This is a genomic window from Streptomyces sp. NPDC026377, from assembly GCF_055567715.1.
Genome location: NZ_JBVHPV010000006.1, coordinates 67173 through 81431 on the forward strand (window position 1 = coordinate 67173; position 14259 = coordinate 81431).

The following is a 14259-nucleotide window of genomic DNA, read 5'->3' on the forward strand; positions in this document are numbered from 1 at the left end:
GGGAACCGCGCGACCGGCCCCCACCGGGTCCGCAGACAAAAGGGGCGGGGGCGCAGCCACAAAGGGGCCCAGCCGGGCCGAAGCCTCAGACCCCGTCGGGGTCCGCCCGATCCAGCGCGGGCCGAGGCTGCACACCGGTCTCATGCAGCAGAAAGTCCGCCGCGGCCGTATCGGTCACCAAGCTGGTGACCAGCCCCGACCGCAGCACCGCGTCGATCGCCGACGCCTTCCGCGCCCCCCCGGCGATCGCCACGACCTCCGGAATCCGCCGCAGCCGGTCCGCCTCGACCGTGATGCACCGCTCCCCGAGGTCCCGCCCGACCCGCCGCCCCTCCGCGTCGAACAGATGGGCGGACATCTCGGCCGCGACGCCGAGCGAGGCGTAGTGCGCCCGCTCCTCGTCGGTCAGCATGTCGTGCACCGTGGAGATCCCCGGCTCCCACGACCCGATGGACACGGCCGCCACGGTCACCTTGTCGAAGTACTCGAAGGCCCGCGCGATCCCGGTCTGGTTGCGCAGGGCGGCCGCGGTGGCGGCATCCGGCAGCAGCATCGGCGCGTAGATGGGGTGGGCGTCGCCGCCGGACACCTGGGCGGCACGCCGTACGGCCTCGACCGAGCCGCGCTCGGCGGTGCCCGCGTCGTACACCCCGGTGAGCTGCACGACCGTGCAGGGCGGCAGCCGGTCGAGGGCCGCGGCCATGTGGATGGTGGACCGGCCCCAGGCCAGGCCCAGCACATCGCCCTCGCTGACCAGCTCGCCGAGGAGATCGGCGGCCACCTCACCCAGGTTCTCCGGGTCCGGCGACGACTCGTCCTCGCCCGCCTCCGGGGACTCCACGACGACCGCGTGCCGCAGCCCGTACCGGGCGCGCAGCGCGTCCGAGCGCTCCGCGTCCAGCTCCGCCGGGACGCGGATCTCGATTCTCACGAGGTCGCGCTCCAGGGCGGTCTCCAGGACCCGGGCCACCTTGAAGCGGCTGACGCCGAACTCCTCGGCAATCTGGATCTTGGACTTGCCCTCCAGATAGAAGCGGCGGGCCATCGCCGCCGCCTGCACCAGCTCCGCGGGTCCCATCCGCAGGGCTGACCGTCCCGCCGACATTGCAGACACCGCGATCTCCTCACTGCTGTTCACACTCTGGACTCGCTGTTCATCCTGTCAGATCCAACGGTCCTTGATCAGCCCCGGAGGGCCGCGTTCACCGAGCCGTGGCTCAGTGGCCGCATGCCCATGGGGCGTCGGCCGTGCTCCGTTCCGCCATGGAGCGCAGGGTACGCACCGCGTCGGCGGGGTCCTTCGCCCCGTAGACGGCCGACCCGGCCACGAAGACGTCCGCGCCCGCCTCCGCGCACCGCTCGATGGTCGTCGCGGAGACCCCGCCGTCCACCTGGAGCCACAGTTCGAGGCCGTGCTTGGAGATCAGCTCCCGGGTGCGGCGGATCTTGGGCAGCATCACATCGAGGAAGGGCTGGCCGCCGAAGCCCGGCTCCACGGTCATGATGAGCAGCATGTCCAGCTCGGGCAGCAGGTCCTCGTACGGCTCGATGGGCGTCGCGGGCTTGAGCGCCATCGACGCCCGCGCTCCCTTGGCCCGGATCTCCCGCGCGAGCCGCACGGGCGCGGCGGCGGCCTCGGCGTGGAAGGTGACCGACCCGGCTCCGGCCTCCACGTACTGCGGGGCCCACCGGTCCGGGTCCTCGATCATCAGATGGCAGTCCAGCGGGGTGTCCGTCGCCCGGCGCAGGGATTCCACGACCGGCACACCCAGCGTGAGGTTGGGCACGAAGTGGTTGTCCATGACGTCCACGTGCAGCCAGTCGGCGCCTTCGACGGCCTTGGCCTCTTCGGCGAGACGGGCGAAGTCGGCGGAGAGGATGCTGGGGTTGATCTGAGCCATGCCCCAAGCCTGCCATGCCCGGCACCACTTGCCAGCCACGGTACGGACTCGGTGCCCGCGGGAGGCGAGACCTACGTCTCTCCTACGCCTCTCCCACGACTCACCGGGCCGGGACGCTCCGTGCAATTTTGGCGTTTCAGGCCGTTTTAGTCCGTTTCGGGAGTGGCTCGACACCTTCGCGGTCCGCTCGGTCCTGCTCACGCCGCTCTTCCCGGACGTGGGGTCCGGTGACCGCGGCGGCTGTCGCGGGAACCCGAGGAGGGACCGCCCCCGCACCTGCGGGGCCCGTACGCCCGGCGCCCAGCGCCTCAACCGGCGCGAGCGGGCCCGGAGTTCACCGCTCCGGGCCCCTCATCTCACGCCGTGCGCCGCAGCAGCGCCAGATACATCGCGTCCGTGCCGTGCAGATGCGGCCACAGCTGTACGTCGGGCCCCTCGCCCAGCCCCGCGACGCCCGGCATCAGCGGCCGTACGTCGATCCACTCGGCCTCGACGGGAGCCCCGCCCCGGCCCTTGAGCACGTCCTCCACCACGATCCGCGTCTCGGCGAGGTGCGGCGAGCAGGTCGCGTATCCGACGACGCCGCCCACCCGGACCGCCGACAGCGCCTCGCGCAGCAGCCCGCGCTGGAGCGGCGCGAAGCCCTCCAGATCCTCGGGGCGCCTGCGCCACCGGGCCTCGGGGCGGCGGCGCAGGGCACCCAGGCCGGAGCACGGCACATCCATCAGGACGCGGTCGAAGGAGCCCTCCCGCCACGGCGGCCGGGTGCCGTCCGCCGTGATCACCTGGTACGGGCCGGGGTTGCCGGCGAGCGCCCGCTCCACCAGCCGGGCCCGGTGCGGCTGCTTCTCGGAGGCGAGCAGCAGCGCCCCGCGCTCGGCCGCGAGGGCGGCGAGCAGCGCCGCCTTGCCGCCGGGACCGGCGCAGCCGTCCAGCCAGCGCTCGTCGCGCCCCTCGACCGGCGCGTTCGCGAGTGCGACGGCCACCAGCTGGCTGCCCTCGTCCTGCACACCGGCCCGGCCGTCCTTCACGGCCTCCAGCGCACCCGGCTCGCCGCCCTCGGCCATCCGTACGGCGTAGGGGGACCAGCGGCCGGGCAGCGCGCTGTCCTCGCCGAGGGCGTCCATGAGTTCGTCGGTGGTGGAGCGGCCGGGACGGGCCACCAGGGTCACCTCGGGCCGCTCGTTGTCGGCCTCCAGAAGGTCCTCGATGCCCGCGCGACCGCCGCCCAGCGCGTCCCAGAGGGCCGAGACGACCCATCGCGGGTGCGAATGGACCAGGGCGAGGTGGTCCTCGGCGTCCTCGTCGTACGGGGGCGCGATCTTCTCCAGCCAGCCGTCCAGGTCGTCCGCCGCGATCTTGCGAAGTACGGCGTTGACGAAGCGGGCCCGGCCGTCGCCGAGCACCACACGGGCGAGCTCCACGCTGGCGGAGACCGCGGCGTGGCTGGGGATGCGGGTCCCGAGCAGCTGGTGCGCGCCGAGCGCGAGCACATCGAGGACCGGCGGGTCCACCTCGCGCAGCGGCCGGTCGATGCAGGCCGCGATGATCGCGTCGTAGGTGCCCTGGCGGCGCAGGGTGCCGTAGACGAGCTCGGTGGCGAGCGCCGCGTCACGGCCGTCGAAGTTCCCGCCCTCGCGGGCCTTGCGCAGCAGCGGCGGCAGTACGAGGTTGGCGTACGCGTCCCGCTCGTCGACGGCGCGCAGCGCCTCGAAGGCGAGGATGCGGACGGGGTCCTTCTTGGGGCGGCGGTACGGCTTGCCGCCGCCCTTGCCGTCGCTGCTGCGGGGACGGCCGTGCGGCTGATCGTTCACGTGGAAGGTGCTCCGCTGGTCAGATGGTGCGAACCCGACCAGCCTACGACTGTTCGCCGCGCGCCCCCACCCGGGTCCGCGCGCCCGGTTCAGCCGACGTGCTCGCCCGGGGCGATGCGCACGCCGCGCGCCCAGTCGGCGCCCTTCATCGGCTTCTTGCCCTGGGGCTGGACCCAGAGCAGCTCGACGGCGTGCGAGCCGGTGCCCACGTACACGTTGTTCTTCCCCGCGGACAGCTCGCCCGGCGCCAGGTCGGTGCGGTCCGGGACCGGCGCCGCCTGGACGAGCTTGAGCCGCTCGCCCCGGAAGAGCGTCCAGGCGCCCGGGGCCGGGGTGCAGCCGCGCACCACGCGGTCGACCCGGAGCGCGGGCGCGGCCCAGTCGATCTGCGCGTCCTCGACGGTGATCTTGGGGGCCAGGGTGATCCCGTCCGCCGGCTGCGGAACGGCCTTGAGCGTGCCGTCCTCGATGCCGTCCATGGTGGCGGCCAGCAGCCCGGAACCGGCGAAGGCGAGCCGGGTCAGCAGATCGCCGCTGGTGTCGGTGGGGCGGACGACCTCGGTCACCGTCCCGTACAGCGGACCGGAGTCCAGGCCCTTCTCGATCTGGAACGTCGAGGCCCCGGTGATCTCGTCACCCGCCATCAGCGCGTGCTGGACGGGGGCGGCGCCGCGCCAGGCGGGGAGCAGCGAGAAGTGCAGGTTCACCCAGCCGTGCACCGGGATGTCCAGCGCCACCTGCGGGAGCAGCGCCCCGTAGGCGACGACGGGGCAGCAGTCGGGGGCGATCTCGCGCAGCCGCGCCAGGAAGTCCTCGTCGCGCGGCTTCACCGGCTTCAGCACCTCGATGCCGGCCTCCTCGGCGCGCTGGGCGACGGGGCTCGCCACCAGATGGCGACCGCGTCCGGCGGGCGCGTCCGGCCGGGTCACCACGGCGGCGACCTCGTGCCGCCCGGAGGCGATCAGGGCGTCAAGGGCGGGAACGGCGACCTCGGGGGTGCCTGCGAAGACGAGCTTCACTGGGGAGTACCTCGCTTTGTAGAGAGCGACGCCCAGTCTATTGCGTGCCCGGGCCGGTCGGTTGGGTCTCCCGGCCGTGCCGCCGCCGATGACGTTCGAGTGCTCTGTTCGGGTTTCCTTTCGCGGTATCGGGACAGGGGCGTACGCCACTTCGCGCGCCCTGCGCACAGACCCATACGCCCCCGCACCGTGACCACAAGAGCGGGTGGCGCGTTGGTCAAGAGAGATTGACCGAAACGGGCCGCGCGTGCGGCCCGATCCCTTTTCAACAACGCCGGTCCGAGAGGCTTGTTCATGGCCGACCACGCAACCCACGACGCCCAGGCACGGGCCAGTCTTCACCTGTTGGTGCGGGACATCGAGCGGGTCCGCCGGCAGGTGGACGCGCTGCGCACCCTCACCGCCCAGCTCGGCAACGTCTACCGTCCGCGCCGCTCCGGCCCGTCCACGGGCTTCGTCGTCTACGGCCGGGCCCCCGCCCCCACCGTCCGGCTCGCCCAGGAGCTGCGGGACAGCGTGGAGACCCTGGTCACCGCGGCGGTCGACTTCGACCGTTCCCTGGGCTTCTCGTGGGACGCGGTGGGCTCGGCGCTCGGAGTCACCAAGCAGGCGGTGCACCGGCGGTACGGGGCGCGGCGGGCCGCCGCGCAGAGCACCGAGGCCGAGCGCCCGGCAGAGGCGACGGTGACGCGCACGCTGCCGGTGCCCGCCGTGATCCCCGCGGTTCCGGCCGCGCGTTCGATGCCGCCCCAGCCGACGGCGACCACGCAGTCGCTGCGCGAGGAGGCCCGCACGACGGCGCTCCCGGGGCCGCGCAACGGCTGACCGCCCCCTCGTCTTCCGTGCCCTCGTCGCACCCGCGTGTGCGCCGGGGGCACCTGTCTGCGGGGGCGCGGGGGCGCGGGGGCTGGGTTTCCCGGACCGGGCGTACGCGCGGCCGCCCGCGGGACCGGTGGCGCCCCGCCGCCCGCCAGGCCGCGCCCGCTCCGCCCGCCGCCCCCTCAGCCGATGTCCGGCGGGTCCACCCTGATCCGCACCGGATCGCCGCCCCCGCGCGCCAGCCGTCCCGCCTGGGCGGTCTTGAGGGCCGTGGCCAGGGCCGCGCCGCTGCCCGGTGGCACGCGCAGCAGCGCCCGCTCCCAGGTCTCCCCCACCGGAGGGTCGCCGGGGCGCCGGGCCCGGCCCGGCTCGCTCGGGCGCATCAGGACCGGGCCCAGGATCTGTGCGTCGGGCGGCAGCCGAACACTCGTCAGGAACGTCTCCACCGCCTCCGCGCGCCCGGTGACCTCGGCCATCCGGGAGACCGGGGGGAAGCCCAGCTCGGCCCGCTCGGCCAGCTCGCGCAGGGCGTGGCCGACCGGGTCCCAGCGGACCAGGGCCTGGACCGGCCGCAGGGTCGGCTCGGCGACCACCACCACCGTGCCGCCCTCATCCTGGCCGCGCACCAGGGAGGCCGCGCCGATCCAGCGGCGCAGCGCCTCCTCCCCGGCGCGCAGGTCGGGCCGCCCGAGCATGGCCCAGCCGTCCAGGAGCAGCGCCGCCGCGTACCCGCCCTCGGCGACCGGCTCGGCGCCGGGAGTGGAGACGACGAGCGCGGGCCGCCCGGGCACGCTGTCCAGTACGTGGTCGCGCCCGGAGGTCCGCACCGGCACGGCGGGGAACGCCCGGCCGAGCTCCTCGGCGGTCCGGCGCGCGCCCACGACCCGCGCCCTGAGCCGGACGCCGCCGCACTCCGCGCAACGCCACTCCGGCTCGTTCCGCCCGCACCACCCGCACCGCAGGTCCCGCTCGTCCGGCGCCTCCAGGGGCCCGGCGCAGTGCCGGCACCGGGCCGGGGTGCGGCAGCGCTCGCAGGAGAGACGGGGCACATAGCCCCGGCGGGGCACCTGGACCAGGACCGGGCCGCTCTTCAGACCGTCCCGGACGGCCTGCCAGGCGAGGCTGGGGAGCCGTGCGGCCCGGGCCGCCTCGTCGCGGGCCAGCTCGCCGTCCCCGACCGTACGCACCAGGGGCGCGGCCGACCGTACGGTGGCGCGGTCCGCCACCAACGGCGCCGCCCAGCCGCTCTCGACGAGCTGGGCGGCCTCGACCGTACAGCTCGTACTGCCCAGCAGGAACGCGCATCTGTCGTGGGTGGCGCGCAGCTCAAGGACCTCGCGGACGTGCGGGAAGGGCGCGTGGTCGTCGCTGTGGCTGGAGTCGCCGTCCTCCCAGACGACCACCAGGCCGAGCTTCTCGACGGGGGCGAACATCGCGGCCCGGGTGCCGACCACGGCCCGCACCGAACCGCGCCGCACCGCGAGCCACTGCCGGTACCGCTTCTCCGGGCCGGACTCGGCGGTCAGCAGCGCGTGCCGCCCCTCCCCGAGCAGCGCGGTGAGCGCGGCGTCGACCCGTCCGGCGCTGCGCCCGTCGGGCACCACGACCAGCGCGCCGCGCCCGCCCGCCAGGGTGGCCGCCACGGCCCGGGCGATCTCCTCGGCCCAGGAGGGACCGGGCAGCGCGGTCCACACGGCGCGCGGCGCCCCGCCCGCGGCGAGCGCGCGCAGGAACGCGCCCCCGTTCCCGTACCGCCCCCACGTCCCCGCGTCCGGCTCCGGCGGGGGCCCCGGCGGCTCGGGCGAGGGCTTGGACTCGGCCCGTGCGTTTCTGGGCGGCACCGCTAGCTGGAGCACGTCCGCCAGGCTGCCCGCGTACCGGTCGGCGACCGCGCGGGCCAGGGCGAGCATCTCGGGGCTGAGCACCCGCTCGGGGGAGACGACACCGGCGAGCGCGGCGAGCGGCCCCGAGTAGTCGGACTCGGCGAGGCGCTCGACCACGAACCCGTCGATCAGCCCGCCGCCCTCGCGGCGCCCGTCGCGCACCTGGCGCGCCCCGGCCCCGAAGCGCACCCGCACCCGCACCCCGGGCTGGGCGTCCGCGTCCAGCTCCTCGGGAACCGCGTAGTCGAAGTACCGGTCGAGGTGGACCCCGCCCTTGTCCACCACCACCCGCGCCACGGGCAGGGCCTTGGCCAGCGCGGCGCCGCGCCAGGTCCGCGGCTTGGCCCTGGGCACCTTGGCCTTGCGCACGGTCTCCCGAATCAGCGCGAGCTGCTCCGCCCCGCCCCCCTCGGCGCCCCCGCCCGGCTTCTCGTTCTCGCTGCTCACAGCCAAATTCCTACCAGACACCACTGACAGCGGCCCGAGCCCGGACGCACCGCGGCCCCGGACCGCACCGGTCCGGGGCCACCGTGGAGCCGGGTCGGGCTACAGCCCCGCTGCCGTGCGCAGCGCGTCCACCCGGTCCGTGCGCTCCCAGGTGAAGTCGGGGAGCTCGCGGCCGAAGTGGCCGTACGCGGCGGTCTGGGCGTAGATCGGGCGGAGCAGGTCGAGGTCGCGGATGATGGCCGCCGGGCGGAGGTCGAAGACCTCGGTGATGGCGGTCTCGATCTTGTCCGTGTCGATCGTGGCGGTGCCGAAGGTCTCCACGAAGAGACCGACCGGCTCGGCCTTGCCGATCGCGTACGCGACCTGGACCTCGCAGCGGGCCGCGAGACCGGCGGCGACGACGTTCTTGGCCACCCAGCGCATCGCGTACGCGGCGGAGCGGTCGACCTTGGACGGGTCCTTGCCGGAGAAGGCGCCGCCGCCGTGGCGGGCCATGCCGCCGTACGTGTCGATGATGATCTTGCGGCCGGTGAGGCCGGCGTCGCCCATCGGGCCGCCGATCTCGAAGCGGCCGGTGGGGTTGACCAGCAGGCGGTAGCCGTCGGTGTCGAGCTTGATGCCGTCCTCGACGAGCTGCTTGAGGACGTGCTCGACGACGAACTCGCGGATGTCGGGGGCGAGCAGCGAGTCCAGGTCGATGTCGCTCGCGTGCTGCGAGGAGACGACGACGGTGTCGAGGCGGACCGCCTTGTCGCCGTCGTACTCGATGGTGACCTGGGTCTTGCCGTCGGGGCGCAGGTAGGGGATGGTCCCGTTCTTGCGCACCTCGGAGAGCCGGCGCGAGAGGCGGTGCGCCAGGTGGATCGGGAGCGGCATCAGCTCGGGCGTCTCGTCGCAGGCGTAGCCGAACATCAGGCCCTGGTCGCCGGCGCCCTGCTTGTCGAGCTCGTCCTCGTCGCCCTCGACCCGCTTCTCGTACGCGGTGTCGACGCCCTGCGCGATGTCCGGGGACTGCGCGCCGATGGAGACCGACACGCCGCAGGAGGCGCCGTCGAAGCCCTTCTTCGACGAGTCGTACCCGATCTCCAGGATCTTGTCCCGGACCAGCTGGGCGATGGGCGCGTACGCCTTGGTCGTGACCTCGCCCGCGACGTGGACCAGACCCGTGGTGATCAGGGTCTCCACGGCGACACGGGACGTCGGGTCCTCGCGCAGGAGCGCGTCGAGGATCGTGTCGCTGATCTGGTCAGCGATCTTGTCGGGGTGACCCTCGGTCACGGATTCCGAGGTGAACAGACGACGGGACACAATGCTCCCTGGGGTTGCAGCGGCTGCTGGCTGATCATGGGTGGAACGGGCCGGAGGCTGCGCCCGACATCGTTCCACCGCCAGTTTATCGGTCGGTACCGCTCACCGGGCCACTTGTCTCGCACATTGAAAGCTCTGTGACCTGCGACACCGCGTTCCGCGGTACGCGGATCGGACTCCATCTGGGGCTCGCGGAGCGGATTTTGGCGGGTTTGGGCCCGCCGTCGGGGCGCGCGTGAATTTATGCGAAACGCGGGGCCACGAGATCCCACACCACGTCCGCGAGAGCCTCTTTCGGCCCGTACGGAACCGGTGTCTCCGTCCCGTCGGCGGCGAGCACGACCGCCTCGTTCTCCTCCGAGCCGAAGGTCTTGCGCTCCCCCACCTCGTTGACGACCAGCAGGTCGCAGCCCTTGCGGCGCAGCTTCTCGCGGCCGTTGGCCAGGACGTCGTCGGTCTCGGCGGCGAAGCCGACGACCACCTGGCCCGGGCGCGCCCGGTCGGCGGAGATCTCGGCGAGGACGTCGGGGTTGCGGACCAGGGTGAGCGGAGCGGGCTCCTGGCCGTCCCTTTTCTTGATCTTCCCGGCGGCGTACGACTCCGGCCGGAAATCGGCCACGGCCGCCGCCATGACCACCGCGTCCGCGTCCGCGGCGGCCTTCAGCACGGCCTCCCGCAGTTGAACGGCGGTGCCCACCCGGACGACGTCGGCCCCGGCCGGGTCGGGCAGCCCCGTGTTGGCCTCGATCAGCGTGACGCGGGCGCCCCGGGCCACGGCGGTGCGGGCCAGGGCATACCCCTGCTTTCCGGAGGAACGGTTCCCCAGGTAGCGGACCGGGTCCAGCGGCTCGCGCGTGCCGCCCGCGCTGACCACCACGTGGCGGCCTTCGAGGTCCCGCTCGGCGGTCCCGCGGGCCAGCACCCTGCGGCAGACCTCGAAGATCTCGCCGGGGTCGGGCAGCCGGCCCTTGCCGGTGTCGACGCCGGTGAGGCGGCCGACGGCGGGCTCGATGACGACCGCGCCCCGGCGGCGCAGCGTGGCCACGTTCTCCTGGGTGGCGGGGTGCTCCCACATCTCGGTGTGCATCGCGGGGGCGAAGACGACCGGACAGCGGGCGGTGAGCAGGGTGTTGGTGAGCAGGTCGTCGGCGAGGCCGTGGGCCGCCTTGGCCAGCATGTCCGCGGTGGCGGGGGCGACGACGACGAGGTCGGCGTCCTGGCCGATCCTGACGTGCGGCACCTCGTGGACGTCGTTCCACACCTCGGTGGAGACGGGGTGCCCGGAGAGCGCCGACCAGGTGGCCGCGCCCACGAAGTGCAGCGCCGCGGCGGTCGGCACCACACGGGTGTCGTGCCCGGACTCGGTGAGCCTGCGCAGCAGCTCGCACGCCTTGTAGGCGGCGATGCCGCCGCTGACCCCCAGAACGACCTTCGGCCTGTCCACCGCGTCTCCCCGCATTCGGATACGTACTCGTCTATGACACACCACAGGCCCGGCAGTCACGCTGCCGGGCCTGTGGTCACACGTAACGGAGGCCTTACTGGGCCGGGCCCTCGATGGCCTCGGAGGTCAGCAGACCCGCGTTGATCTCGCGAAGCGCGATGGAGAGGGGCTTCTCGTGGACGTGCGTGTCCACCAGGGGGCCGACGTACTCCAGCAGGCCCTCACCGAGCTGCGAGTAGTACGCGTTGATCTGACGGGCGCGCTTGGCCGCGTAGATCACGAGGCTGTACTTCGAGTCGGTTGCTTCGAGCAGCTCATCAATCGGCGGGTTGATGATGCCCTCGGGCGTGGTGATGGAAGAGGACACGTCTGCCTTCCGAAGGGGTGAAAAATCAAAGAACTCTCATCAAGGCTAGCAGCTCGCGCGCTACGTCCTCGACGGAGGTGTTGACCAGGGTCGTGTCGAACTCCGACTCCGCGGCCAGTTCCACCTTGGCGGCGGCGAGCCTGCGCTCGATGACCTCGGGGGCCTCGGTGCCGCGGCCGGTGAGCCGGCGGACCAGTTCGTCCCAGCTCGGCGGGGCCAGGAAGACGAGCTGGGCCTCCGGCATCGACTCGCGCACCAGCCGGGCGCCCTGGAGGTCGATCTCCAGGAGGACCGGCTCACCGGCCTCCAGGCGGTCCAGGACGGCGCGGCGGGGCGTGCCGTAGCGGTTGCCCGCGAATTCGGCCCATTCGAGCAGTTCGCCGTTGGCGACCAGCTTCTCGAACTCCTCGTCGTCCACGAAGAAGTAGTGGACGCCGTGGCGTTCGCCGGGGCGCGGCTTGCGGGTCGTCGCCGACACCGAGAGCCAGACCTCGGGGTGGACCTTGCGCATATGAGCGACGACCGTGCTCTTGCCGACCCCGGAGGGGCCGGAGAGCACGGTCAGCCGCGGACGTGCGTCCGGGGGTACGGGGGATGACCCCCGGGGTGAAGCTGCCATGCACCGATTATTCCAGCTTCCCGGGGGTGCCCGGGACGTCAGGCCCCGGAGCCGCCGAACTCACGCTCCAGGGATGCGATCTGGTTGGAGCCGAGACCCCGCACACGGCGGCTCTCGGAGATCCCCAGCCGCTCCATGATCTGCTTGGCCCGGACCTTGCCCACACCGGGCAGGGACTCAAGGAGGGCGGAGACCTTCATCTTCCCGATGACGTCGTTCTCCTGGCCCTGCTTGATGACCTCGTGGAGGGAGGCGCCGGAGTGCTTGAGTCGATTCTTGACCTCGGCCCGCTCCCGGCGAGCCGCGGCGGCCTTTTCGAGCGCGGCTGCGCGCTGTTCAGGGGTAAGGGGCGGAAGAGCCACGCCTACGTCACCTCGGATGTCGAACTGTCGGATACGGACCGGTGCGGAGGCTGGTCGCCCCACACCAGGCGAGCAACGAGCGACGCGTCTTGCCCGTTCGCTCGTCTCTGCTCTCGTCGGAGACTAGCGGCCTGGACCGCTCCAGTCAGCGAGAACAGACGAAAAGTCCTGGTCAGCCTCTGCCGACCAGGACATTCACGACATAACACCCCGGTTTTGGGTAAGGAATGCGTCAACCTTTGGCGCGCGGACTCCTCCGGGGGCCGCGCCGACCGTCAGGCCGAGGCCACCGCGGTGCGGATCTCGTCCGCGAAGCGGGCCGCCGCGTCCTGGAGCCCGACGAGGTCGGGGCCGTGACGCAGAACACCCCGGCTGACGTTCGGGACCACGTTGCGCACGGCCGCGCCGAAGACCGCGGGCAGGTCCGCGGCCGTCGCGCCCTGCGCGCCGATGCCCGGAGCCAGCAGCGGTCCGTTGATGTCGAGGTCGAAGGCGGACAGATCGCCCAGCGTCGCCCCGACCACGGCGCCGAACGAGCCCATCGGGGCCGCGTCGGCGTTCTCGTCCGCCAGGTGCGCCAGCATCGTCGCGCCGATCGTGCGGCCGTCCTCGCGCACCGCGCGCTGCACCTCCGCGCCCTCCGGGTTGGAGGTCAGGGCGAGCACGAAGAGCCCGGCGCCGCTCTCGCGCGCCAGCTCCACGGCGGGCTTCAGCGAGCCGTAGCCGAGGTAGGGCGAGACGGTGAGCGCGTCGGAGAACAGCGGCGCGTCCGGGTGCAGGAAGGTCTCGGCGTACGCGGCCATGGTGGAGCCGATGTCGCCGCGCTTGGCGTCCATCAGGACCAGCGTGCCGGCCGCGCGGGCGTCCGCCACGGTGCGCTCCAGGACCGCGATGCCGCGCGAGCCGAAGCGCTCGAAGAACGCCGCCTGCGGCTTGAAGACGGCCACCCGCTCGGCGAGGGCCTCGACGACCGAGCGGGAGAACCGCTCCACCCCCGCGACGTCGTCGCTCAGGCCCCACTCGGCGAGCAGGGAGGCGTGCGGGTCGATGCCGACGCAGAGCGGGCCCCGCTCGTCCATGGCGTGGCGCAGCCGCGCGCCGAAGGGAAGACTCACTTCACGGCCTTTCGGGTCTCGGCGCCGACGGCCTCGGCGAGGGTGGCGTAGGGGGAGGCGGCGAGCCGGGCCGCGAGGCCCTTGTGGATCGCCCGGCCCCAGAAGGGGCCCTCGTAGACGAAGGCGCTGTAGCCCTGGACCAGGGTGGCCCCGGCCAGGATCCGCTGCCAGGCGTCCTCGGCCGTCTCGATGCCGCCGACGCCCACCAGGGTGATCCGGTCGCCTACGCGCGCGTAGAGGCGGCTCAGGACCTCCAGGGAGCGCTCCTTGAGCGGGGCGCCGGAGAGGCCGCCGGTCTCCTTGACGAGCGCGGGGCCGGACTTCAGACCGAGGCCCTCGCGCGCGATGGTGGTGTTGGTGGCGATGATGCCGTCCAGGCCGAGCTCGACCGAGAGGTCCGCGACCGCGTCCACGTCCTCGTCCGCCAGGTCCGGGGCGATCTTGACGAGCAGCGGCACCCGCCTGTCGGTCACCGTGCGGTCCGCGGCCTCGCGCACCGCGGTGAGCAGCGGGCGCAGCGACTCGGTCGCCTGGAGGTTGCGCAGCCCGGGGGTGTTGGGCGAGGAGACGTTGACGACCAGGTAGTCGGCGTGCGCGGCGAGGCGCTCGGTCGACTTCACGTAGTCGGCGGCGGCGTCCGCCTCGGGGACGGTCTTGGTCTTGCCGATGTTGACGCCGACCGTCGTGCGGAAGACGGCCCTGCGGGCGGCCAGGCGCTCGGCGACGGCCGCGGAGCCCTCGTTGTTGAAGCCCATGCGATTGATCAGCGCGCGGTCCTGGACCAGCCGGAAGAGCCGCTTCCTGGGGTTTCCGGGCTGGGCCTCGCCCGTGACCGTGCCGATCTCGACGTGGTCGAAGCCGAGCATCGCCATGCCGTCGATGGCCACGGCGTTCTTGTCGAAGCCGGCGGCGAGCCCGAACGGGCCGTGCATGCGCAGCCCGAACGCCTCGGTGCGCAGCTCCTTGTAACGGGGCGCGAGGACGGCCGCGACGAAGGTGCGCAGGACGGGGATGCGGGCGGCGAGGCGGATCCAGCGGAAGGCCAGGTGGTGGGCCTGCTCCGGGTCCATCCGCTTGAAGACCAGGTGGAAGAACAGCTTGTACATGTCTTGAGTCCTCATGCGGAGGGGGACACCGGATTCCGGTGTCCCCCTCGGGCGG

General features: G+C 73.2%; 13 protein-coding genes. 1 reads left to right on the plus strand and 12 read right to left on the minus strand.

Annotated elements, in window-relative coordinates; genetic code table 11:
- Window positions 1-85: 85 nt before the first annotated feature.
- The 4 genes from ACZ4MU_RS14855 to fmt all read right to left on the minus strand — a co-directional run bounded on the left by ACZ4MU_RS14855 (window position 86) and on the right by fmt (window position 4734).
- The gene (locus ACZ4MU_RS14855; protein ID WP_467875675.1) at window positions 86-1138 is read right to left on the minus strand and encodes a sugar-binding transcriptional regulator; all 1053 of its coding nucleotides are present in this window, start codon (window positions 1136-1138) and stop codon (window positions 86-88) included.
- Window positions 1139-1217: 79 nt separating this feature from the next.
- On the minus strand, window positions 1218-1901 hold the full coding sequence (rpe, locus tag ACZ4MU_RS14860; RefSeq protein ID WP_467875677.1) for a ribulose-phosphate 3-epimerase: 684 nt from the start codon (window positions 1899-1901) through the stop codon (window positions 1218-1220).
- Between the two features lie 356 nt (window positions 1902-2257).
- A complete protein-coding gene (locus ACZ4MU_RS14865; protein ID WP_467875680.1) occupies window positions 2258-3715 on the minus strand; it encodes an RsmB/NOP family class I SAM-dependent RNA methyltransferase in 1458 nt (485 codons plus the stop codon).
- Between the two features lie 89 nt (window positions 3716-3804).
- A complete protein-coding gene (gene fmt / locus ACZ4MU_RS14870; RefSeq protein ID WP_467875683.1) occupies window positions 3805-4734 on the minus strand; it encodes a methionyl-tRNA formyltransferase in 930 nt (309 codons plus the stop codon).
- A gap of 294 nt (window positions 4735-5028) precedes the next feature.
- On the opposite strand from fmt, the gene ACZ4MU_RS14875 reads away from it, so the two are divergent.
- Complete coding sequence (locus ACZ4MU_RS14875; RefSeq protein WP_467875685.1) at window positions 5029-5559, plus strand: hypothetical protein; 531 nt, start codon at window positions 5029-5031, stop codon at window positions 5557-5559.
- Between the two features lie 176 nt (window positions 5560-5735).
- Here the strand turns inward: ACZ4MU_RS14875 and ACZ4MU_RS14880 are convergent, their stop codons facing one another.
- From ACZ4MU_RS14880 to ACZ4MU_RS14915, 8 genes are all read right to left on the minus strand, one after another.
- Complete coding sequence (locus tag ACZ4MU_RS14880) at window positions 5736-7883, minus strand: primosomal protein N' (RefSeq protein WP_467875688.1); 2148 nt, start codon at window positions 7881-7883, stop codon at window positions 5736-5738.
- Window positions 7884-7982: 99 nt separating this feature from the next.
- On the minus strand, window positions 7983-9191 hold the full coding sequence (gene metK / locus ACZ4MU_RS14885) for a methionine adenosyltransferase (protein ID WP_467875690.1): 1209 nt from the start codon (window positions 9189-9191) through the stop codon (window positions 7983-7985).
- A gap of 241 nt (window positions 9192-9432) precedes the next feature.
- Complete coding sequence (gene coaBC, locus ACZ4MU_RS14890; protein ID WP_467875692.1) at window positions 9433-10635, minus strand: bifunctional phosphopantothenoylcysteine decarboxylase/phosphopantothenate--cysteine ligase CoaBC; 1203 nt, start codon at window positions 10633-10635, stop codon at window positions 9433-9435.
- A gap of 94 nt (window positions 10636-10729) precedes the next feature.
- Window positions 10730-11002, minus strand: a complete 273-nt coding sequence (gene rpoZ / locus ACZ4MU_RS14895) for a DNA-directed RNA polymerase subunit omega (protein WP_003970369.1) — start codon at window positions 11000-11002, stop codon at window positions 10730-10732.
- Between the two features lie 25 nt (window positions 11003-11027).
- Window positions 11028-11621 (minus strand): guanylate kinase, encoded by a 594-nt coding sequence (gene gmk / locus ACZ4MU_RS14900; protein WP_467875695.1) that lies wholly within the window; start codon window positions 11619-11621, stop codon window positions 11028-11030.
- 38 nt (window positions 11622-11659) lie between these two features.
- The gene (locus ACZ4MU_RS14905) at window positions 11660-11983 is read right to left on the minus strand and encodes an integration host factor (protein ID WP_016638838.1); all 324 of its coding nucleotides are present in this window, start codon (window positions 11981-11983) and stop codon (window positions 11660-11662) included.
- A gap of 275 nt (window positions 11984-12258) precedes the next feature.
- Complete coding sequence (pyrF, locus tag ACZ4MU_RS14910) at window positions 12259-13098, minus strand: orotidine-5'-phosphate decarboxylase (RefSeq protein ID WP_467875697.1); 840 nt, start codon at window positions 13096-13098, stop codon at window positions 12259-12261.
- Window positions 13095-14204, minus strand: a complete 1110-nt coding sequence (locus ACZ4MU_RS14915; RefSeq protein ID WP_467875698.1) for a quinone-dependent dihydroorotate dehydrogenase — start codon at window positions 14202-14204, stop codon at window positions 13095-13097. Before ACZ4MU_RS14915 ends, pyrF begins: the two co-directional genes overlap by 4 nt.
- Window positions 14205-14259: the final 55 nt, after the last annotated feature.

Excerpts from the sequence above, each read along its gene's own strand:
- ACZ4MU_RS14915 (WP_467875698.1), bottom strand. The coding sequence starts at position 14,204 with ATGTACAAGCTGTTCTTCCACCTGGTCTTCAAGCGGATGGACCCGGAG.
- gmk (WP_467875695.1), bottom strand. The coding sequence starts at position 11,621 with ATGGCAGCTTCACCCCGGGGGTCATCCCCCGTACCCCCGGACGCACGT.
- ACZ4MU_RS14875 (WP_467875685.1), top strand. The coding sequence starts at position 5,029 with ATGGCCGACCACGCAACCCACGACGCCCAGGCACGGGCCAGTCTTCAC.
- rpe (WP_467875677.1), bottom strand. The coding sequence starts at position 1,901 with ATGGCTCAGATCAACCCCAGCATCCTCTCCGCCGACTTCGCCCGTCTC.